This is a genomic window from Maricaulis sp. (assembly GCF_017643475.1).
Classification (GTDB): domain Bacteria; phylum Pseudomonadota; class Alphaproteobacteria; order Caulobacterales; family Maricaulaceae; genus Maricaulis.
In genome coordinates this window covers 329,837-347,708 of the sequence record NZ_JAEPNI010000001.1, presented here as the reverse complement: position 1 = coordinate 347,708, position 17,872 = coordinate 329,837, and the positions used below count along the sequence as shown (strand labels likewise).

The window sequence follows — 17,872 nt, the reverse complement described above, 5'->3', positions numbered from 1 at the left end:
TGCCTGACCGATTCTCACAAATCCAATGGATTGTTTTTTGGATTGTCATAGGGAATATCTATGGCATGACGATTCTCCCGACACTCCGCCAATTACAATTCCTGATCGCCCTTGCAGAACAGGGTAGTTTCTCGCGCGCCGCCGAGACCTGCCACGTGACCCAGCCAACGCTGAGCGCAGCGATCAAGGAGCTCGAGAGCATTCTCGGGACAGTTCTGGTTGAACGCGGCGCCCGGGGGGCCGCGCTGACACCAGCCGGCGCAGCCGTGCTTGAACGCGCTCGCAAAGTGATGACGGAGGCCGAGGACCTGGTCACTGCTGCACAAGCTGCCGGAGAACCGCTGAGCGGCAGTTTCAAGCTCGGCGTCATACCGACCATCGCCCCTTTCCTGTTGCCGCGCGTATTGCCGGCCCTGCGCGCTGCCTATCCCAATCTGGAGCTGTTCCTGCGCGAGGACCTGACTGCCCGGCTCTATGACGGGCTGCGCGAAAGGCGGCTGGATGCAGCACTCGTGGCCTTGCCTTTCGATGCGCCGGGCATCGATACCCATGCCATCTCGTCGGACGAATTCCTGTTTGCGAGCAGCCAGGATCATCCGCTTGCAAAGAAGGGCCAGCTCAGGGCTTCAGACCTGAAAGGCGAGCCGCTGCTGCTCCTGGAAGACGGACACTGTCTGCGAGATCACGCTCTGGCGGCATGTAGCGCCGGAGAAGCGCGCAGCGATTTTGCCGCCACCAGCCTTCATACCCTGGTCCAGATGGTACGTTCCGGCATGGGTGCAACCTTGCTGCCACGCATGGCCGTGGAAGCCGGTCTGGTAGAACGCATGGGTCTGAACGTGCAGTCCTTTGACCCGCCAGTGGCCGGCCGTGAGATCGGCATCGCCTGGAGACGCGGCAGCGCGCGAGCGGATGAAGCGGTGAAGATCGCGGATGCAATCAGGAACGAACTGACCAGTTAACCGGCAGCGGCTGATCATCAAACACAGCCTTGAGGACCTCTGTCTTGAGCAGGTCCAACTTGTCGACCGGGCCGCCAACCTCAAATGGATAATCGCCAATTTCCAACCCCGGATCATGCGCTGTCATCAGCACGACCCGATTGGTAAAACCTGCCGCTGCCAGCATGGGCAATGTCTCGGAGTAGTCATTGTGCGGCGGGATCCGGCGATCAAGCAGAACGAGCGAGAAGGCGTTGACGTCAACCTCGAGGAAATCCTCTACCCGGGTGAATCCGTTCAGCTCTGCATCTGCACAGACATCGCTGGCGATCTCGGTGAGCAGAACCAGCTCGACCGGGTCATCATCTACAACGGCGATAGATAGCTTGCTCAATGGTTCAGACTCGTTCCGATGGCTGCAAGTGCAGCTTAAGCCGGTCGACCAGCTTGTCGAGATCTACCGGCTTGGCGAAAAACTCGTTTGCACCAATGCGTAGCATCTCTTCCCGCGTTGTGGTGGATGCATCTGCAGTCACGGCAAAGACGGGACATTCAATCCTGCTCCGTGCTCGCCGCGAACCTCGCAAATCGCCAAGCCGAGCCCCGCTCCGCCATGAACGCGGGTATTCGAGAAGCCAGCTGCGTGACGCGGTCAAACATATGCGCCTGCCCGCCTCGGTTCCATTTTTAAGCTATTCACGTTGAGGGCTTGCGACAGCCTGCGACACTACGGCACTTGAGATCCGCGATAGATCAGTTTTTTCTGTCGGAACAGAAAAGGCGTGAATACCGATGAAACTCTCCGCACCAATGCAGAAATTTGTAGTCCACTGGGGTGAGATGGGTGCGCGTTGGGGCGTGAACCGGTCGATCGCCCAGATCCACGCCCTGCTCTATCTCGCAGACGAGCCGCTGCACGCGGAAGAGATCACCGACATCCTCCAGATCGCGCGCTCAAACGTTTCCAATTCATTGAAGGAACTACAATCTTTCGGGCTGGTTTCGCTGGAGCACAAGCTTGGCGATCGCCGTGATCATTTTGTCGCGACACACGAGCCGTGGGACATGTTGATGGCCATCGCGGATGCCCGCAAGAAGCGGGAAATCGACCCGACCCTGGCCATTCTGAAAGAGTGTGCCACCTACGCCGACGACGATCCCGAAACACCGAAAATCGCGGCGGAACGGCTCAAGCGGATGGAAGAATTCGTCAGCAATCTGACCGACTGGTACGGCCAGATGCGAGATGTTCCCCAGGGCACGCTTATCAAGCTCATGAAGCTTGGAACGCGAATCGCCAGATTTGTAGGAGGGTGAGATGGGTGTTTTTTTGGCCACCAATTTCTGTTTAGACAGAAATTGCGGAAACAATGAACAAAACACATCCGTCCTGGACCTCTTGCCCGGACCAGCCCGGCGCGCATTGCATCCGGCCATCCGCAAGCGTTTCGCCGCCAATACGGAATGCGAATATCCGGGCCGGGCCAGGCTCAGCGCGAGCACGATCGGCCAGTGCATCGCGTGGATCTGCTGTCTCCTCGGACGCCCCCTGCCGGTCAGCCGCGGTGAGTTGGACGCGTGTATCCGCCTCGAACGCGCGCAGGGCGGCATGCGTTGGATCCGCGACTATATTCACCCCGGCGGCAAGGTCGAACGCGTCTGCTCTACCAAACGTATCGACCGCAAGGGTCGCCTGCATGAATGCGCCAGGCTGGTCTCGATGCGGCTACAGCTGAGCGAGGAGGGCGGCAGTCTGGTCTTCACCAGCGACGCCTTCCTGCTTGATCTCGGTCCGCTGCACATTCCGATCCCGGACATCCTAACGCCCGGACGCATCACTGTGCGCCATGAAGCGCGCGGCAAGGACCGGTTCGAATTCCACCTCACCTGCGACCATCCCTGGTTCGGACGCGTGTTCGACCAGAGCGTCGTTTGCACAGACCCAACGGAGAATTGAGATGACTGCCCTCGACATTCTTTTCATCGTGCTGGCCGTGCAGGTCCTGCTCGGCGGGTTCGACAATCTCTGGCATCACGAGATTACCGAGGCCCTGCCGGGGCGCGTCTCTGCACGCACCGAAATCGGCCTGCATGCAGCGCGTGAGCTGATTTATGCGGGTGCCTTCATCATCTTTGCCTGGTTTCAGCCCCACGGGTGGCTGGCACTGCTGTTCGGAGCCGTTCTGGTCGGCGAGATCGTCATAACCCTGGCGGACTTCCTGGAAGAAGACCGAACGCGGAAACTCCCCCCGTTCGAGCGTGTGCTGCATACAGTGCTCGCGATCAATTATGGCGTCGTACTGGCCCTGCTCACGCCGATCCTGTGGGACTGGTTCAAGCTTGAAGGCGCTGGTCTCATTGTGGATCGCGGCCTGTGGAGCCTGTTCTTCACCGCCGCCGCCATCGGCGTGTTCGGCTGGGGTGTTCGCGATGCCATCGCATGGCGAGACCTGAACAAGCGCGCAGCGGGTCGGACTGAGCCGGCACGCCTGCGCCCCAGCGAACGCACAGTGCTCATTACCGGTGCGACCGGGTTTCTGGGCCAGGATCTGGTGCATCGCCTGACCGGTCGTGGCGATCGGGTCATCGCGCTCAGCCGCGACACGCTCAAGGCCCGGGCATTATTCGGTCCGCGCGTTGATGTCACCGACAATCTCGACCTGCTGGCGGACGACACACGCATCCACGCCATCGTCAATCTGGCTGGCGCCAATGTCGCTGACATGCCCTGGTGGCACAGCCGTAAACAATTGCTTCTGGACAGCCGCCTCGACACGACGCGTGCAGTTCTCGCCTTGATCAAACGACTGCGACACAAGCCAAACGTCCTCGTCAGTGCGTCTGCCGTGGGCGCCTATGGTGATCAGGGCGAAACCCCTCTACCCGAACATGCCGGACGGCCATTGGGAGTTTTCACCGCGGATCTCTGCCGGGTCTGGGAAAATGAGGCCTGTCACGCCGTAAAATACGGGGTTCGGGTTTGCCGCCTGCGTTTCGGCCTCATCTTCGGTCGCGATGGCAGCGCGTTTCCCAAGCTTGCCCTGGGCCGGCTGTTCGGTATCGCCCCGCAATTCGGCGACGGACAGCAATGGATGAGTTGGGTGCACAAACACGATGCCCTGCGCGCCATCGAGTTCGCGCTCGACCGACAGGAACTGGCAGGCCCTGTCAATGTGGCTGCTCCGGCAGAGGTTCGGCATGGCGAGGTCATGCGTGCGATTGGAGGCCGGGGACTGCTCATGCCCATACCCGCGGCGCTGTTGCGGCTTGGGCTGGGAGAAATGTCCGAGCTTTTCCTCGCCAGCCAGCGGGTTCGCCCACAGCGCTTGCAAACCGCGGGTTTCCGTTTCAACTATCCCGATATCAAGACCGCCTGCCGGGACCTTACCGGCAAACCGAAAGCGGGCTGTGAAACCGCAAAGCGCCTACATGACACGACACCTGTATGAGAAGATCCTGGGCGCGAGCTGGGCCGAACTCCCGGAGAGCACCCGTTTTCTGCACAGTCCGGCACCGGTTTGCGAGCTGGTCGGTCAGGCCGATATCCAGCGCGGCGGGAATGCTCTCGCTCGGCTGCTGGCATCCGCCGTCGGACTGCCCAGTGCAGGAACAGCCATTCCCGCCCGTGTTCGGGTGACCGCCACTAATGACGGTGAATTGCTGGAACGCTGGTATGCCCAACAGCGCTTTTCGACCTGGCAGTGGGAAAGGGACGGCTTGCTGCTCGAACAGTTTGGCCCCTTCACCCTGTCTTTCGCGCTGACCGGGGCAGAGACTGGCATCAAGTTTCTGCTGCGCCGTGTCCGGCTCTGGCGAATGCCCCTGCCAAAGGCTCTGCGTCCGCACATTTCGGCCAGTGAGCGCAGTGCTGACGGAGCGCACTTGTTCAATGTCGAACTGCGTCTTCCGCTCGTCGGTCTGATTGCCAGATATGCCGGAAGCCTGCGGCCAGCAGGCTAGAAGAGTTCGAGGACCTGTTCCGGTGGGCGGCCGATCATGGCCTTGTCACCGTGGATAACAACTGGCCGCTCAATCAGGCGCGGGTATTTGGTCATCGCGTCCAGCAGGACCTCCTCATCCTCGATCGCCTTGAGGCCGAGCTCGCGATAATCCGCTTCATTCTTGCGCAGCCACTCATGAGCGGACGTGAAGCCCAGCTTGGCCATAACGTCCTTCAACTCGGCGATTGTCGGCATGTCGTCCATGTATTCGCGCACATTGAGTTCGCCACCACGCGCTTCCAGGAGTGCGAGGGTCTGGCGCGACTTCGAACAGCGCGGATTGTGCCAGATGGTCGTGGAATCGGTCATTCTTCTTCCTTTATCTGATACCGATCAAAGCCGTTAACGGGGGTGGTTTTCAAGCTTGGGGCTGCAACTTCTTTTCAAACACCTCTCAGGCGTCATTATCTCCACCCATGGCCAGCAAGGTTCTGGCCGCATCCAGGTGCAGGCGCTCAATCATGTCTCCATTGAGGGAAATCACCCCTTTTCCGGCATTCTCGGGCGCTGCGAAGGCGGCAACGACCTTCGCAGCATGCTCCAATTCTTCCGGGGACGGACCGAAATAGAGATGCGCCAGATCGACCTGGTTGGGATGGATCAGCGACTTCCCATCAAACCCCAGAACGTGACCCTGCTCGGCTTCGCTACGGAAACCCTTCGGGTCGAGGAAGTGATTGTAAACGCCGTCCAGCGAATACAGCCCGTAGGCGCGCGCTGCACAGACTATCTGCGCCAGGTGTGGCACCAGCGCCATGCGGTCCCGGTCCGGGCGGCATCGCAGATCCTTGCAAAGATCATTGGTCCCCGCGATCAGCCCCGTGAGCCCCGTACCCGTGGCGGCTGCGATGGCGGCGACGCCAAGCACGCTTTTCGGTGTCTCGATCATCGCCCATATCGGCACTGATGATCCGTGTGCATTGAGCGCCGCGCGCGCCTCGTGCAGGTCCCCGACCTGTTCGACCTTGGGCAACACAACGGCATCGGCTCGAGCTGCAGCGGCAAAATCCGCCTGCCCCCATTCCGTATCCAGTGCGTTGACGCGAATAGCGCGCACTGCACCGGCGCCACTCCAGATCTGCATCGCAGTCTGGGCCGCCTCACGCGCCTCTTCCTTTTCTCCCGGACCCACAGCGTCCTCCAGATCAAGGATCAGCATGTCAGCGCCCAGATGAGCGGCCTTCTGGATCGCGCGAGGCTTGGAAGCAGGCACAAAAAGCGCCGAACGGATTAATCGTCTCATGAAGGGCATTCCGAATAGAGAGGAAGCGATATAGCATAAATTTCATGCCGATGGCTCTTTTGCTAACCTCTCATGTTTCCGCCTCGATGGTAGGCGGCGCCAATTCCCGCTTCGTGCTCAACGCAGCGGGCATAGACAGTATGCTGGTTCCGACGGTTCTGCTTGGCCGACACCCGGGCTGGGGCGAACCAGGTGGTGGCCCGGTCGAGCAGGAGATGTTCCAGAGCGTACTCTCCGGAATAGCCGATAACGGGATGCTGGCACTCACAGATGTCGTCCTGACAGGCTATTTCGCCGATGTTGGCCAGATCTATGATAGCGGTGCCGTCATTGATGTCGTGCGCAACAGTCCCCGCCATCACAACGGACTGCACGCCTATGCCAAGAAACCGCTGGTGATCGTCGATCCGATTATGGGCGATGCGCCGGACGGCCTCTATGTCTCCAACGCCATTGCTGCCGGAATTATCGACCAGCTGGTGTCGCGTGCTGACCTGATCACCCCCAATGTCTTCGAACTCGGGCGCATTACCCGTCGCACGCTCACCGACACACATTCCATGCTTCGCGCTGCTCGATCACTGGATTGCCCGGTGCTGGTCAGTTCGGTGCCATGCGGTGGCCAGATCGGGGTCATGTATATCGACAAGGACGAGGCCTGGCTGGTTCAACATGACCGTTTTCCGGATGTGCCCAAGGGCACGGGGGATCTGCTGACGGCCGCCTTCACAGCAGCCATAATCAATGGCAAGCCTGCGCGTGAAGCGCTGGAGGAATCCGTCTCCGCAACGGCCTCGGTCATCGCCCGCGCACGCGAGTGGAAGTCGCCGGAACTGCCCATAGTTGCAGGCCAGCAGGAATTGCGCGACCCACACCTCAAGCTCAGCGCTGTTTCACTGGACTGATTGCGGCATCCGGCTTGATCGCGAAGCACGGAACAGGTTAGCCAACGGGCATGACAAACACGACGCTTCCCGATGTACACGGCCATGTCGCGCCCGGTTTTGAACATGTGCGCGATGTCTTTGCCGACAATTGGCGCCAGTATGACGAAATCGGTGCCGGTTTCGCCCTGCGCATCGATGGCGAGCGGGTCATCAACATTCATGCCGGCTTTGCCGATCGCAAGAAGACGGCACCCTGGACGGCGAGCACGCTGATACCGGTCTATTCGACCGGCAAGGCGATCGCGGCGCTTGTCATGGCCAAGCTGGTCGATCGTGGCCTGTTGGACTATGACGCACCGGTTGCAGATTACTGGCCGGAATTTGCCGCTGGCGGGAAATCACGTGTCACCGTCGCCCAGGCACTTTCGCACCAGGCAGGACTCTCGGGCATCTCCGAACCGATGGACGCGGGCGACTGGTTTGATGCCGCACTGATCGAGGACAAGTTGGCTCGCCAGATACCGCTCTGGCCGCTGGGCGAGGGCTCCGGCTATCATCCGGTCACCTATGGCTTCATCGCCGATGCGCTGGCGCGCCGGACGGACGGCCGCTCGATCGGTGCCATTCTGCGCGAGGAAATCTGTGGGCCCAAGGGCATTGATTTCCATGTCGGACTGCCCGAAAGCGAACACGCACGCACAGCTGAACACGCCATGCCACGGCAAATGCCCGATCTGGGCGAGGTCAATCCGGTGCGCGAGCTGGCCTTCCTGAAAGCCTGGTCTTCCCCGGGTCGCCGCGGCGCGAAGGAATGGCGCATGGCCGAGTTCCCGGCGGCGAATGCACACGCAACGGCCGGCGCGCTGGCACGATTGATGAGCATCTACGCGATGGGCGGCAAGCTCGACGGCAATCGTTTCCTGTCTGAAGCAACACTGGAATCTCTCGTCGAAGAACGGGTCGCAGGGCCTGACAAAGTCCTGCCATTCGATCTGTCCTGGGCGGCTGGCGTAATGCACAATTCGCGCTCACAACTCTATGGGCCGGTGGCGGAGACTGTCGGACATTCGGGATGGGGCGGATCTTGCGCCTTTGCAGACCCGGTCAATCGCCTCTCCGGCGCGTATGTGATGAACCGCCAACAGCATTTCCTGGCGGGTGACCCGCGCCCCATGCGACTGATCGAAGCCGTTTACAGCTGCCTCTAGCGACTGAGCTCAAGCTCGGGCTGATCGCGATCACAATCCAGCGGCGGCATCAGCCAGCCCAGGGCATCCTTGCGGGCATCGAACATCTTGACCTGCACGTCCACGCCGGCCTGTTGCAGCGGATCAGGACAGTGACTAGCCGCCTTGCGCGGCCCCTTGCCCGGAAATGTGTGCAGGCCTTCAGGCGACCGGCGCCCCTCCTGAAAGAACGGCCTTCTTGCGCACATCAAGCTTGCGGCTGGAGTTTATCCAGTGCATCGCGCTTTCCTTAGAGGAATGAAACGCCACATCAACCAACCAGTTGTCCCGGCGCAACGCTGCCCAGATCATGCAGGCGGCGTTGAATATCCCGGCATCGGTGACGACCGCGGTCATCGGATGGGGCCCGGTTCTGAAACGCCTGTTCCACTGACGAAACATGTCGGCGTACCGGCTGATTTCACCAAAATCGATGCGCTCCAGGCTCGTTCCAGCCTGGAAGACAACAAGCAGGTCAAGATCAGCGCGCCATTCAGGCTGAAGCCGCAGCTTGTCCTGGGCCTCGTAGAGACCTGCAACCGTGACGGCGCCTTCTGCTGAAAGAATAGCCAGCCGGTCTATCTGGTTAATGGTCGTAAGATACTCTGCCGCCATGGGACACCTGTTCGTCTAACGCCCACGATTATGGTGCACTGACAGCAGTTTCAATAATTAGTTGCGTTTACTTACTCTTTTCCACACCCAAAATGTCGACAAGTTGAGCGCGATATACAATCGCCTAGGCAGGAAAGCGCCGCTGCAGCCAGTCCAGCATGATCGCGTTCAACTGCTCGGGATGCTCCCACATCGTCCAGTGACCACACCCTTCGATGACGTTGAATTCGACGTCCTTGCAGAGCGCTGGCATCCAGCCCGCCAGTTTCGGTGGCAACATGAAATCAGCATCGGCCGAAACCATCAGGCAGGGCATGGAAAGACGGTGGTCCACCCCACCCATGCGTTCCCAGTTGGCATCGAAATTCCGGTAAAGATTGATGCCGCCATAAAACCCGGACTTGCGGTAGGCTTCCGCGTAATAGACACGGTCCGCCGGCCCAACGACAATGTCAGCCTCGTCGCGCCCGGTGAAGGTCTCGAACAGTTTCGGAATATGGGTGATGTGGGGGTAAAGCTCATCCAGCCGGTCTGCGGCGGGTGGCTTGCCCATCATGAAGGCGAAGAAATCATCCTCGCGGCCGGTGAAGATCCGCTCGGCGTAACCGGGTTCCTGGAAACGCAGGATGTAGTGATCATCGCCGCCCATTTCGCGAAAGGCATTGGTAGGCGGCTCCGAGCCACGCGGCAGATGCGGCGTGTTGACCCCGATCGCGCCGGCCACACGCACCTTGGCCAGCATGGCCGCGTGCCAGATGATGATCCCGCCCCAGTCATGGCCGACAAAGACGGCTGTCTCATGCCCCAGCGCGTCGAGCAGGCCGGTCAGGTCAGCCACCAGGGTGTCCATGGTGTAGGACGCCTTGTCGGTCGGACAGTCCGATCCACCAAAGCCGCGCAGGTCCGGCACAATCACGCGATAACCGGCATCCGCCAGCACCCCGATCTGGTTCTTCCAGGAATAGGCCAGCTCCGGCCAGCCGTGCGCCAGCAGCAGTGGCTGCCCGTCCTCGGGTCCGGCCAGGTGCACGGAAAGCTCGATACCATTGGTCTTGATGCGGGTCGGGGCAGGAAAATCAGTCATTTCGCGTCCGTGGCTGGCTCGCGGCCCTGACGCCGCAACTGGCTGTAAGTAAAGGTCGCAACGCCCGCCCAGATCAAGCCAAACGTGACCATGTGTGCAGTGGTGAAAGGTTCACCGCCCAGCATGCCGATGACAAATTGCAGGGTCGGAGCAATGAATTGCATGATCCCCATGGTCGACAGGCGCAGGCCCCGCGCCCCGATGATGTAGAACATCAGCGGCACGGCCGTGACGATACCCGCCGAGATCAGCAGGGCCGCTTCACAGGCGCCGTCAAAGAAATGCATCTCCCCCGTGGTGGCGAGCCAGTACAGCCCGGCCAGCATAAAGGGGGTCATGATCACCGCTTCCCAGAACAGGCCGACCCGACCATCCACCGCGACGGTTTTGCGCAAATAGCCATAGGCCGTGAAACTGGTAGCCAGCATCAGCGCCACCCAGGGCACTTCCCCGCCGGCGATGATCAGGTTGAGCACACCCAGCGTCGCCAGCACGATCGCAGCAATCCGCCAGGGCCCCAGCGGTTCACGCAGGACGACAACGCCGACGGCAACGCTCATCAACGGGTTGATGTAATAGCCCAGCGAGGCCTGCAGCACCTGGCCATTGGTCACCGCCCAGGTAAAGCCGAACCAGTTCACGGAGATGATCAGGGAGGTCGCGATCAGGGTCAGCAGCACGCGTGTATTGCGCAGGGCCGTGGTCGCTTCACGCAGCTTGCCGGCTGCTGCCAGGATAATCCCGAGCGCAGGCACCGCCCAGATCACCCGGTGCATCACCACCTCGGCTGCCGAGGCAAAGTCCAGCACCTGGAAGAAGAGCGGGATGACGCCCCAGATCAGATAGGCGGACAGGCCTGCGGCAAGCGCCGTGCGTTGATTGTGCGACTCGATGGCGGTCATGGGGTTCCTCGACTTGAGCCCCACACATAGGAAGGGCCGCACCAAAGCGCGACCCACTTCTTGTTACAAAGGCCGCATCAAGCCTTCAGCAGGCCCCGATTGAGCAGGCCTTCCGCGATCTGGACTGCGTTGAGGGCTGCGCCCTTGCGCAGATTGTCCGACACGACCCACAGGGCCAGTCCGTTCTCGACGGTCGGATCCTCGCGCACGCGAGAAACGAACGTCGCGAATTCGCCGACGCTTTCAACCGGGGTGACGTAGCCTTCGTCCTCGCGCTTGTCGACGACCATCAGGCCGGGGCTGACACGCAGCAGTTCACGCGCCTCGTCGGCCGACAGCTCTTCTTCCAGCTCCAGGTGGGCCGCGATGGAATGGCCGACAAAGACCGGAACCCGGGCACAGGTGGCGAACAGCTTGATGGACGGATCGAGAATTTTCTTGGTCTCGACCACCATTTTCCATTCTTCCTTGGTGGCACCGTCATCCATGAAAGTGTCAATATGCGGAATGACGTTGAAGGCAATCTGCTTGGTAAAAGCCTGCGGCTCGACCTCGTCATTGACGTAGATGCCCTTGGTCTGGGTCCACAGCTCGTCCATGGCCGCCTGGCCACCGCCGGACACCGACTGATAGGTCGCACAGTTCACGCGCTTGATCTTGGCACGATCATGGATCGGCTTGAGCGCCACCATCAGCTGGATGGTCGAACAGTTCGGGTTGGCAATGATGCCCTTCTGGGACACACCATCGAGCGCTTCCGGGTTCACTTCCGGTACGACCAGGGGGACATCCGGGTCCATGCGCCAGGCCGAGGAGTTGTCGATGACAATGGCGCCCGCAGCCGCGATTTTCGGCGACCATTCGCGCGACGGATCGCCACCGGCTGACATCAGCACCAGGTCGACTTTCGAGAAATCAAAGGTTTCCGCGTTCTGGCAGACAAGAGTCCTGTCGCCATAGGACAGTTCAACGCCCATGGACTTGCGGCTGGCCAGGGCAAAAACCTCCTCGGCCGGGAAAAGACGCTCCGCGAGGATTGTGAGCATTTCCTTGCCGACAGCGCCCGTTGCACCGAATACCGCGACCTTCAAACCCATCATTCAATCCTTTCGCGCACAAATTTTCCAAACATTGGAGGCTTGCCAATAACCCCATGCTTTCGGCCTGGCTAGAGCGGAATTCATGGACGCATGTATTTCCTGCCTCTAGGCTCGCAACAGACAAGCTGGGAGGACGATATGGATCCGCTAGTGCTTATCGGTATGTTCTTTGGTGGTGGCCTGATTTTTATCGCGATTTTTGTCGTGATCATGGCCAAGTTCGGGAAGGGTGGTCCCGCAAGCACACCCGACGACAAGCATGGCCGTGCCGCGGACGCCATGAACCAGGTGCGCAACAGCAATAATTTCTAAGACTGCATCTTTTTCCAGACGCGCCAGGCAATCAGCCCGGCAAAGACCAGGGCCAGCAGTTCCAGCGCATTCGCACCGAAAATGATGGGGCGGATCAGCCGCTCCATGACGCCCCAACGACCGTCATAGATCGTCTCTCCGCCCCGGTGGAAACCGATATAGACGGCCACCGCGACGACAATGGCGGCGCCAAAACCGGCGATGCGGATCATGCCGGCCGGGTTGAAATCGCCCCCGCCCATGCGGTCGCGCGCCTCTCTCGCTCGCTGGGATCGTTCAAGCATACGACGGCGTCTCATGGCCCAGCTCCAGTCTCATCGAGCGACCCAATCACATCAGCGATATCGGCCTGGCTCCGGAAACACATCGAGGACATCCTCGCTATCCAGCGGCAGCAAATCACACGCGAACTCCTGCGTGCAATAGCACAATCATAATAGTTTCATTTGCGTTCCGAACGGAAGCATGCTCATTGGTCCCCACGGGCGGCCCAAGGGCCGGACGGAATACTGAATAGCCTACCGGGTCCGATCGTTCGAGTGCGGATCTGAATGAGAATAACTCAGCCTTCCCCGACTTTTACGTCCGTATTGTGCAGCAGGACGCTGCAGCACGCACGACAAGTACGCCCGGACGCGGCGCGTAGCATCCAGGGAAGGTTCCCACCATGGCCAACGGTACGGTCAAATTCTTCAACCAAAGCAAAGGCTTTGGCTTCATCACCCCGGACGAGGGCGGCGCTGACGTCTTCGTTCACATCACCGCTGTTCAGTCCTCCGGCCTCCCGGGCCTGGAAGACGGCCAGAAGGTCACTTTCGAAACCGAGCCCGACAAGCGTGGCAAGGGTCCGAAAGCTGTAAACCTGCAGCTGGCTGACTAATCCGACCCGTTCGGATGAAAGAAGGCGCGAACCGAAAGGTTCGCGCCTTCTTTTATTGTCCGCTCTGGACGCCCTGCTTGTCGCGGCTTTGTGAACGCACGGCCAGAATGCCAGCGACTACAGCCACCACGACCTCGTAGGCCAGCAAGGGCATAATGCTTTGCGGCGGCATGCCGGCGAAAACAATGCTCGCCGTACGACCAATTGCGTTGCCACCCATAAACAGAAGCAGAAAGATCAGCGCGTCCCGCCGCCGCTTGGCGACGAACACACCGGTTGCGAAAAGGGCTGCCAACACAAGGTAGAGTCCGCCATAGGTCGAGCGCAGCATGTTATCCATGCCCGGGCTGTCGGTCTCCAAACCGTATCGCGCGAGCAACAGGTTGGGATCATACAGATAGGCCAATGCAATCAAACCGATCGCGATCGCATTCAGTGCCAGAAAAAGACGTGAAATCATTATATTGCCCCCGGGGAAATTGAAGCACTTGCAGGCATGGACCAATTTCCCTCCGCCAACCATCATCGGTGGCGGCACGCTCACAAGCCGTGCAAAACCGAAGTATCCGTGGCATCTGTGCGTCTGGGGGTTGGATCTGCATGCATCAACTGACAATAGCCAGGGAATATCTGACGGCGCGGGCACGCGGCACCGGGGTCTGTGTGGTCATTGCCCTGGCAGCGAGCTTTCTGGCCTCGCACTATGGCGCGCCGGTGATGTTGTTTGCGCTTCTTCTGGGCATGGCGATGCATTTCCTGTTCGAGGAAGACGCCTGCATAGGTGGAATCGAATTCTGTTCGACGACGCTCCTGCGTATCGGAGTGGCGCTCTTGGGCGCGCGCGTTAGCCTGGACCAGCTGATGTCGCTGGGCCCGCAAACTCTGGTTCTGACACCCGCCCTGGTAGCGGCAACCCTCCTGGCCGGCTGGGGGCTGGCAAAACTGCTCGGCCGGTCGACACAATTCGGCCTGCTGGTCGGCGGTGCCGTGGCCATTTGCGGGGCGTCCGCTGCGCTGGCGATTGCGGCCGTTCTTCCGCGCAATGCAGAAGCCGAACGCGACACCCTGTTCACCGTGGTGGCTGTAACAGCGCTCTCAACCCTGGCAATGATCGCCTATCCCCTGCTGTTTTCCGCCCTGCACAGCAGCGACGCCCAGATCGGCTTCCTGATCGGTGTCAGCATTCATGATGTCGCCCAGGTCGTGGGTGCGGGCTATGCAACGTCCGACGCGACCGGGGACGTCGCCGTTTTCGTGAAACTCCTGCGCGTCGCCTTGTTGCCGGTTGTCGTCCTGGTGCTGGCCCTGGCCTATCGCCGCCCCTCGGACACAGATAACGGTAGCGGTGTACACATTCCGCTCTTTGTCATCGGCTTTATGCTCATCATGACCATCAATTCAGTCGGCCTTATTCCAGCTGTGGTCAGCGATGCAGCCAATACGACCTCGCGCTGGCTGCTGATCACCGCTATCGCCGCTCTGGGCGTGAAGACCTCTCTGAAATCCCTGGCGAAACTGGGCTGGCAACATATGGGTGTAGCTGTTCTGTCGACGCTCTTCCTGCTCCTCAGTGCGGTCGCCAGCGTGTGGCTTCTCGGCTCGACAGGATTGTTGCCGGGATAGGGACCGGAGACAGGGCTGATACGCCCCCTCCCAAATTCCGGGCACACACTCTAGCCTGCTCCTCCCCAACAGGAGGCCCGCATGACCGAACGCAAGCGATTTGATGATCTGGCTGACGCCGCATCCCGATATGGCGAGCTGGCGCTGGACAATTATGCCCAGATCCGGTCCGTCGCCGAGAATGTCGCGATCGGCTTCTGTCGCTATCTCGGTGGCCCCGGCAAGTGCGTCTTCCTGGTCCCTCCGCAAGGCGCCTGGGCGCCGCAACCGTATCAGAGCGGGGCGTTTTCGGTATCGGGGACAGGCTTCCTGCCCCTGGGACCGATCAGTTTTGGTCTGGCCGTGAAAGTCTCACACTCCGGCGACTGGCTTCGCCTGGTCCTGACCTGTTCGAAAAACGGTCCGGCCATGGATATCGGTATTGAAGGCGGGCGCCATTTCTCCCTGGGCCTGCCGATCAGCGAGGCCGACCTGACAGAGTTGTTCGCCCAGCTGGAAGACCATCTGGTCGACTGGTTCAAGGAACAGTCCGACCATTACGAACATGGCGCCTACGGAAACCGGGATATCGGCTTCGAGTTCGTGCACGCCGACCCGGATAACGAGCGCTAGCCAGACCTAGCCCAACAGCATCGCGACCTGGGATGCGGTTCCTTCAAGCAGTCCGCCAAACCAGGCACCGGTCCCACCCAGTGCTCCAAGGCCCAGAGCCATCATAAAACGGCGACGAATGGCGAACTCGGCTGCCAGCCGGGCCGCCGTCGCGACCGTGGAGGTTCCCAGCAGGGAAACGGATCCACCGATCAGAGTTGCGGCTATTGCGGAAACAAGTGCAGTCTGTGCTTCATAGGGTAACTGGTCCATCTTGGCCTCCCCGATATCACGCATCGCCCCAGCGGCGGTGCTCCCATCAAAACGCGACATCAGACGAGATCACTAAAAGACATGCAGCCTGACCTCACGCTGACCATCGCGCTCATCGCCGGTTCAGGAATTATCGCGCAATGGCTCGCCTGGCGCCTGCGCTGGCCCTCCATCGTCCTGATGATGGGCGCCGGCCTGTTACTGGGACCGATTGCCGGCCTGGCGCTCGGCGAGCCGATCCTCAATCCGCAAGCCAGCTTCCAGGAATACCTCCGCCCGATGATCGCGCTGGCTGTGGCCGTGATCCTGTTTGAGGGTGGTATCACGCTGAATTTCCGGGAACTGCGTGATGCGTCCGCGCCGGTGCGGCGCATGGTGTTTCTCGGTTTCCCGCTGGGCTGGGGGCTGACCGCAATTGCCCTGCACTTTGTAGCAGGTCTGGCCTGGGACATTTCCTTCATGATCGGTGCGCTGCTGACCACGACCGGTCCGACCGTCGTCCTGCCATTGCTGCGCCAGGCCAAGCTGCCACCGCGCATCGCCTCAGTGCTGAAATGGGAAGGCATCGTCAATGACCCGATTGGCGCCCTGGGCGCGGTTTTCATGTTCGAGGCCATCCGCCAGAACGCGCTGGGTCATGACTGGGTCGCCGCAGCCGGCTTCCTGACCATGGGCGCGTTGATCGGTGGATTGATGGGCTTCGCCTTCGGTCTTGGCCTGTCGCAATCCTTCCGCCGCGGTCTCGTACCCGAGCCAATGAAAGCACCGCTGGTTCTGGCCGCCGTGCTGGTCTGTTTCGCTGCCGCTGAACAACTCGCCTCCGAGACAGGCCTGGTTGCAGTTGCCATCTTCGGCCTCGTCGTCGCCAATTCGCGGCTCGCCTCGATCGAGGAAATGCGCCGCTTCAAGGAAGGCATCGCTGCCATCCTGGTCGCCAGCGTGTTCGTGGTGCTCGCCGCAGACCTCAGCCCGGAAGACCTCTCCGCGCTCGGTCCGCAGCATTTTGCCTTCATCGCCGTCTTCATGCTCATCGTTCGCCCGCTCTCGGTTGCGCTGGCCACGTTCAAGTCCGGACTGGATCTCAAGGAAACCACCTTCATCGGTGTTGTTGGACCGCGCGGCGTTGTGGCAGCCGCCGCGGCCGGCCACCTCGCGGCCTCGCTGGCTGCAGTGGGACGTGAAGACGCCGCTATCCTGGCGCCACTTGTGTTCATGACCATCTTCATCAGCGTGTTCGGCTGCGGGTTTGCCGTAGCCCCGCTGGCGAAACTGCTCGGCCTGTCCCAGGACGGACCGGAACGGCTTCTGATCGTCGGTGCCAATCCGTGGAGTCTCGGCCTTGCCGACGCGCTGAAGGCCCAGGATATCCCCGTCACCGTTGCCGATATCGGCTGGCGGCGCCTGCGCCAGGCCCGGCTCAACGGGCATGACATCTATTACGGTGAAGTCCTGTCAGAAACCGCGGACTGGCGACTGGAACCCGCGCGTTTCGCAGCCCTTTTGTCAGCCACCCACAATGATGCCTACAACGCCCTGGTCTGTGTGGAATATGCGCCGGAACTGGGTCGCAGCCGGGTGTTCCAGCTGTCTGGCTTTGACGGCAAAGCCAGCGACAAGGCTACGGACGAGGACCCCCGCGCCATCGTATATACCGCGCGGGGCCGCACGCTCATCCGCAAGGGTCGAGGATATGAAGGACTGGCCCGAGACTGGTGGCAGGGCTGGACATTCAGGGCCACGCGCCTATCGGAAAGCTATACGCTGGAAGATTGTCTGGCAGAGCCCGCAAGTGCAGGCGACATCGTTCTGGCACAACTGCCAAATGGTAAACTTCACCTGCTCGGAAGCGGCAAACCGCTCCCGGATACGCCGGGAACCCTGTTGATCAGATTTGCTCCGCCGCAGGGCGAGGATCAGTAACGCGGGCCGTCATCATTAGGCAGACCACCCGGCTCGGCCGGACCACAATAGGGCCAGCTCGCTTCATTGGGGTCACCATGCGGGCAAACTGCGTCCTCGCCCTCGTAAATTGCAATACAGCCCGACAGGCTGGCCGCAGCAAAAGCTGCGGCAAGAACCAGAAAAGAACGCTTGATGGTCATCTTGATGCCCCTGTTTGTCAGCATCGTGACCGGGCTTGTCTTCGAGCGCAAGCGCTAAGGGTCCGATTCATCCCGAATTAACCCTGTTGGAT

General features: G+C 60.6%; 23 protein-coding genes. 12 read left to right on the top strand and 11 right to left on the bottom strand.

Annotation, left to right across the window (positions count from 1 at the left end; genetic code table 11):
• The first annotated feature begins 65 nt into the window (after positions 1 to 65).
• On the top strand, positions 66 to 962 hold the full coding sequence (locus JJ889_RS01735; protein WP_291891037.1) for a hydrogen peroxide-inducible genes activator: 897 nt from the start codon (positions 66 to 68) through the stop codon (positions 960 to 962).
• On the opposite strand, the gene JJ889_RS01730 is transcribed toward JJ889_RS01735, so the two are convergent.
• Positions 940 to 1,335: a hypothetical protein gene (locus tag JJ889_RS01730; protein ID WP_291891036.1), complete on the bottom strand. Its 396-nt coding sequence runs from the start codon at positions 1,333 to 1,335 to the stop codon at positions 940 to 942. The two genes, JJ889_RS01735 and JJ889_RS01730, sit on opposite strands and share 23 nt — an antisense overlap.
• 398 nt (positions 1,336 to 1,733) lie before the next feature.
• Between JJ889_RS01730 and JJ889_RS01725 the strand changes: the two genes are divergently transcribed.
• The 4 genes from JJ889_RS01725 to JJ889_RS01710 are packed head-to-tail and all read left to right on the top strand — an operon-like array spanning position 1,734 to position 4,901.
• On the top strand, positions 1,734 to 2,258 hold the full coding sequence (locus tag JJ889_RS01725) for a MarR family transcriptional regulator (protein ID WP_291891035.1): 525 nt from the start codon (positions 1,734 to 1,736) through the stop codon (positions 2,256 to 2,258).
• A gap of 1 nt (position 2,259) precedes the next feature.
• Positions 2,260 to 2,898, top strand: coding sequence for a DUF4166 domain-containing protein (locus JJ889_RS01720; protein ID WP_291891034.1), 639 nt, complete (start codon positions 2,260 to 2,262; stop codon positions 2,896 to 2,898).
• Position 2,899: 1 nt separating this feature from the next.
• Positions 2,900 to 4,390 (top strand): TIGR01777 family oxidoreductase, encoded by a 1,491-nt coding sequence (locus JJ889_RS01715; protein ID WP_291891033.1) that lies wholly within the window; start codon positions 2,900 to 2,902, stop codon positions 4,388 to 4,390.
• Positions 4,371 to 4,901 carry a DUF4166 domain-containing protein gene (locus JJ889_RS01710; protein WP_291891032.1) on the top strand — a complete coding sequence of 177 codons (531 nt, stop codon included), beginning with the start codon at positions 4,371 to 4,373 and terminating at the stop codon, positions 4,899 to 4,901. Before JJ889_RS01715 ends, JJ889_RS01710 begins: the two co-directional genes overlap by 20 nt.
• Here JJ889_RS01710 and arsC read toward each other — a convergent pair.
• Entirely contained in the window at positions 4,898 to 5,251 is a 354-nt protein-coding gene (gene arsC, locus JJ889_RS01705; RefSeq protein ID WP_291891031.1) for an arsenate reductase (glutaredoxin), read from the bottom strand. The two genes, JJ889_RS01710 and arsC, sit on opposite strands and share 4 nt — an antisense overlap.
• Positions 5,252 to 5,336: 85 nt before the next feature.
• The gene (locus JJ889_RS01700) at positions 5,337 to 6,185 is read right to left on the bottom strand and encodes a CoA ester lyase (protein ID WP_291891030.1); all 849 of its coding nucleotides are present in this window, start codon (positions 6,183 to 6,185) and stop codon (positions 5,337 to 5,339) included.
• A gap of 44 nt (positions 6,186 to 6,229) precedes the next feature.
• Between JJ889_RS01700 and JJ889_RS01695 the strand changes: the two genes are divergently transcribed.
• A complete protein-coding gene (locus JJ889_RS01695) occupies positions 6,230 to 7,090 on the top strand; it encodes a PfkB family carbohydrate kinase (RefSeq protein ID WP_291891029.1) in 861 nt (286 codons plus the stop codon).
• A gap of 50 nt (positions 7,091 to 7,140) precedes the next feature.
• Positions 7,141 to 8,280, top strand: a complete 1,140-nt coding sequence (locus JJ889_RS01690; RefSeq protein WP_291891028.1) for a serine hydrolase domain-containing protein — start codon at positions 7,141 to 7,143, stop codon at positions 8,278 to 8,280.
• A gap of 180 nt (positions 8,281 to 8,460) precedes the next feature.
• Here JJ889_RS01690 and JJ889_RS01685 read toward each other — a convergent pair whose 3' ends face one another.
• The 4 genes from JJ889_RS01685 to JJ889_RS01670 all read right to left on the bottom strand — a co-directional run bounded on the left by JJ889_RS01685 (position 8,461) and on the right by JJ889_RS01670 (position 11,996).
• On the bottom strand, positions 8,461 to 8,913 hold the full coding sequence (locus tag JJ889_RS01685) for a hypothetical protein (RefSeq protein ID WP_291891027.1): 453 nt from the start codon (positions 8,911 to 8,913) through the stop codon (positions 8,461 to 8,463).
• A 124-nt stretch (positions 8,914 to 9,037) separates the two neighbouring features.
• The gene (locus JJ889_RS01680) at positions 9,038 to 9,997 is read right to left on the bottom strand and encodes an alpha/beta hydrolase (protein ID WP_291891026.1); all 960 of its coding nucleotides are present in this window, start codon (positions 9,995 to 9,997) and stop codon (positions 9,038 to 9,040) included.
• Entirely contained in the window at positions 9,994 to 10,899 is a 906-nt protein-coding gene (gene rarD, locus JJ889_RS01675; RefSeq protein ID WP_291891025.1) for an EamA family transporter RarD, read from the bottom strand. Before rarD ends, JJ889_RS01680 begins: the two co-directional genes overlap by 4 nt.
• Positions 10,900 to 10,976: 77 nt before the next feature.
• A complete protein-coding gene (locus tag JJ889_RS01670) occupies positions 10,977 to 11,996 on the bottom strand; it encodes an aspartate-semialdehyde dehydrogenase (protein ID WP_291893140.1) in 1,020 nt (339 codons plus the stop codon).
• Positions 11,997 to 12,137: 141 nt separating this feature from the next.
• On the opposite strand from JJ889_RS01670, the gene JJ889_RS01665 reads away from it, so the two are divergent.
• Positions 12,138 to 12,311, top strand: coding sequence for a hypothetical protein (locus tag JJ889_RS01665; RefSeq protein WP_291891024.1), 174 nt, complete (start codon positions 12,138 to 12,140; stop codon positions 12,309 to 12,311).
• Here JJ889_RS01665 and JJ889_RS01660 read toward each other — a convergent pair.
• Positions 12,308 to 12,610 carry a hypothetical protein gene (locus JJ889_RS01660; RefSeq protein ID WP_291891023.1) on the bottom strand — a complete coding sequence of 101 codons (303 nt, stop codon included), beginning with the start codon at positions 12,608 to 12,610 and terminating at the stop codon, positions 12,308 to 12,310. The genes JJ889_RS01665 and JJ889_RS01660 overlap by 4 nt on opposite strands.
• A gap of 368 nt (positions 12,611 to 12,978) precedes the next feature.
• Between JJ889_RS01660 and JJ889_RS01655 the strand changes: the two genes are divergently transcribed.
• Entirely contained in the window at positions 12,979 to 13,191 is a 213-nt protein-coding gene (locus tag JJ889_RS01655; RefSeq protein WP_291891022.1) for a cold-shock protein, read from the top strand.
• 52 nt (positions 13,192 to 13,243) lie between these two features.
• On the opposite strand, the gene JJ889_RS01650 is transcribed toward JJ889_RS01655, so the two are convergent.
• Positions 13,244 to 13,651 carry a DUF4345 domain-containing protein gene (locus tag JJ889_RS01650; protein ID WP_291891021.1) on the bottom strand — a complete coding sequence of 136 codons (408 nt, stop codon included), beginning with the start codon at positions 13,649 to 13,651 and terminating at the stop codon, positions 13,244 to 13,246.
• Between the two features lie 140 nt (positions 13,652 to 13,791).
• On the opposite strand from JJ889_RS01650, the gene JJ889_RS01645 reads away from it, so the two are divergent.
• Both JJ889_RS01645 and JJ889_RS01640 read left to right on the top strand, forming a co-directional pair.
• On the top strand, positions 13,792 to 14,814 hold the full coding sequence (locus JJ889_RS01645; RefSeq protein ID WP_291891020.1) for a putative sulfate exporter family transporter: 1,023 nt from the start codon (positions 13,792 to 13,794) through the stop codon (positions 14,812 to 14,814).
• A gap of 81 nt (positions 14,815 to 14,895) precedes the next feature.
• A complete protein-coding gene (locus JJ889_RS01640) occupies positions 14,896 to 15,426 on the top strand; it encodes a hypothetical protein (protein WP_291891019.1) in 531 nt (176 codons plus the stop codon).
• Positions 15,427 to 15,432: 6 nt separating this feature from the next.
• On the opposite strand, the gene JJ889_RS01635 is transcribed toward JJ889_RS01640, so the two are convergent.
• Positions 15,433 to 15,678 (bottom strand): hypothetical protein, encoded by a 246-nt coding sequence (locus JJ889_RS01635; RefSeq protein ID WP_291891018.1) that lies wholly within the window; start codon positions 15,676 to 15,678, stop codon positions 15,433 to 15,435.
• 81 nt (positions 15,679 to 15,759) lie between these two features.
• Here JJ889_RS01635 and JJ889_RS01630 point away from each other — a divergent pair, with 81 nt between their 5' ends.
• Positions 15,760 to 17,598: a sodium:proton antiporter gene (locus tag JJ889_RS01630; protein ID WP_291891017.1), complete on the top strand. Its 1,839-nt coding sequence runs from the start codon at positions 15,760 to 15,762 to the stop codon at positions 17,596 to 17,598.
• Here JJ889_RS01630 and JJ889_RS01625 read toward each other — a convergent pair.
• Positions 17,592 to 17,780: a hypothetical protein gene (locus JJ889_RS01625; protein WP_291891016.1), complete on the bottom strand. Its 189-nt coding sequence runs from the start codon at positions 17,778 to 17,780 to the stop codon at positions 17,592 to 17,594. The two genes, JJ889_RS01630 and JJ889_RS01625, sit on opposite strands and share 7 nt — an antisense overlap.
• Between the last annotated feature and the right edge of the window lie 92 nt (positions 17,781 to 17,872).

What these genes read in the sequence shown, in the direction of transcription:
- JJ889_RS01735 (WP_291891037.1), top strand. Translation starts at nt 66, where the DNA reads ATGACGATTCTCCCGACACTCCGCCAATTACAATTCCTGATCGCCCTT.
- JJ889_RS01725 (WP_291891035.1), top strand. Translation starts at nt 1,734, where the DNA reads ATGAAACTCTCCGCACCAATGCAGAAATTTGTAGTCCACTGGGGTGAG.
- JJ889_RS01720 (WP_291891034.1), top strand. Translation starts at nt 2,260, where the DNA reads ATGGGTGTTTTTTTGGCCACCAATTTCTGTTTAGACAGAAATTGCGGA.
- JJ889_RS01715 (WP_291891033.1), top strand. Translation starts at nt 2,900, where the DNA reads ATGACTGCCCTCGACATTCTTTTCATCGTGCTGGCCGTGCAGGTCCTG.
- JJ889_RS01710 (WP_291891032.1), top strand. Translation starts at nt 4,371, where the DNA reads ATGACACGACACCTGTATGAGAAGATCCTGGGCGCGAGCTGGGCCGAA.
- arsC (WP_291891031.1), bottom strand. Translation starts at nt 5,251, where the DNA reads ATGACCGATTCCACGACCATCTGGCACAATCCGCGCTGTTCGAAGTCG.
- JJ889_RS01700 (WP_291891030.1), bottom strand. Translation starts at nt 6,185, where the DNA reads ATGAGACGATTAATCCGTTCGGCGCTTTTTGTGCCTGCTTCCAAGCCT.
- JJ889_RS01695 (WP_291891029.1), top strand. Translation starts at nt 6,230, where the DNA reads ATGCCGATGGCTCTTTTGCTAACCTCTCATGTTTCCGCCTCGATGGTA.
- JJ889_RS01690 (WP_291891028.1), top strand. Translation starts at nt 7,141, where the DNA reads ATGACAAACACGACGCTTCCCGATGTACACGGCCATGTCGCGCCCGGT.
- JJ889_RS01685 (WP_291891027.1), bottom strand. Translation starts at nt 8,913, where the DNA reads ATGGCGGCAGAGTATCTTACGACCATTAACCAGATAGACCGGCTGGCT.
- JJ889_RS01680 (WP_291891026.1), bottom strand. Translation starts at nt 9,997, where the DNA reads ATGACTGATTTTCCTGCCCCGACCCGCATCAAGACCAATGGTATCGAG.
- rarD (WP_291891025.1), bottom strand. Translation starts at nt 10,899, where the DNA reads ATGACCGCCATCGAGTCGCACAATCAACGCACGGCGCTTGCCGCAGGC.
- JJ889_RS01670 (WP_291893140.1), bottom strand. Translation starts at nt 11,996, where the DNA reads ATGGGTTTGAAGGTCGCGGTATTCGGTGCAACGGGCGCTGTCGGCAAG.
- JJ889_RS01665 (WP_291891024.1), top strand. Translation starts at nt 12,138, where the DNA reads ATGGATCCGCTAGTGCTTATCGGTATGTTCTTTGGTGGTGGCCTGATT.
- JJ889_RS01660 (WP_291891023.1), bottom strand. Translation starts at nt 12,610, where the DNA reads ATGAGACGCCGTCGTATGCTTGAACGATCCCAGCGAGCGAGAGAGGCG.
- JJ889_RS01655 (WP_291891022.1), top strand. Translation starts at nt 12,979, where the DNA reads ATGGCCAACGGTACGGTCAAATTCTTCAACCAAAGCAAAGGCTTTGGC.
- JJ889_RS01650 (WP_291891021.1), bottom strand. Translation starts at nt 13,651, where the DNA reads ATGATTTCACGTCTTTTTCTGGCACTGAATGCGATCGCGATCGGTTTG.
- JJ889_RS01645 (WP_291891020.1), top strand. Translation starts at nt 13,792, where the DNA reads ATGCATCAACTGACAATAGCCAGGGAATATCTGACGGCGCGGGCACGC.
- JJ889_RS01640 (WP_291891019.1), top strand. Translation starts at nt 14,896, where the DNA reads ATGACCGAACGCAAGCGATTTGATGATCTGGCTGACGCCGCATCCCGA.
- JJ889_RS01635 (WP_291891018.1), bottom strand. Translation starts at nt 15,678, where the DNA reads ATGGACCAGTTACCCTATGAAGCACAGACTGCACTTGTTTCCGCAATA.
- JJ889_RS01630 (WP_291891017.1), top strand. Translation starts at nt 15,760, where the DNA reads ATGCAGCCTGACCTCACGCTGACCATCGCGCTCATCGCCGGTTCAGGA.
- JJ889_RS01625 (WP_291891016.1), bottom strand. Translation starts at nt 17,780, where the DNA reads ATGACCATCAAGCGTTCTTTTCTGGTTCTTGCCGCAGCTTTTGCTGCG.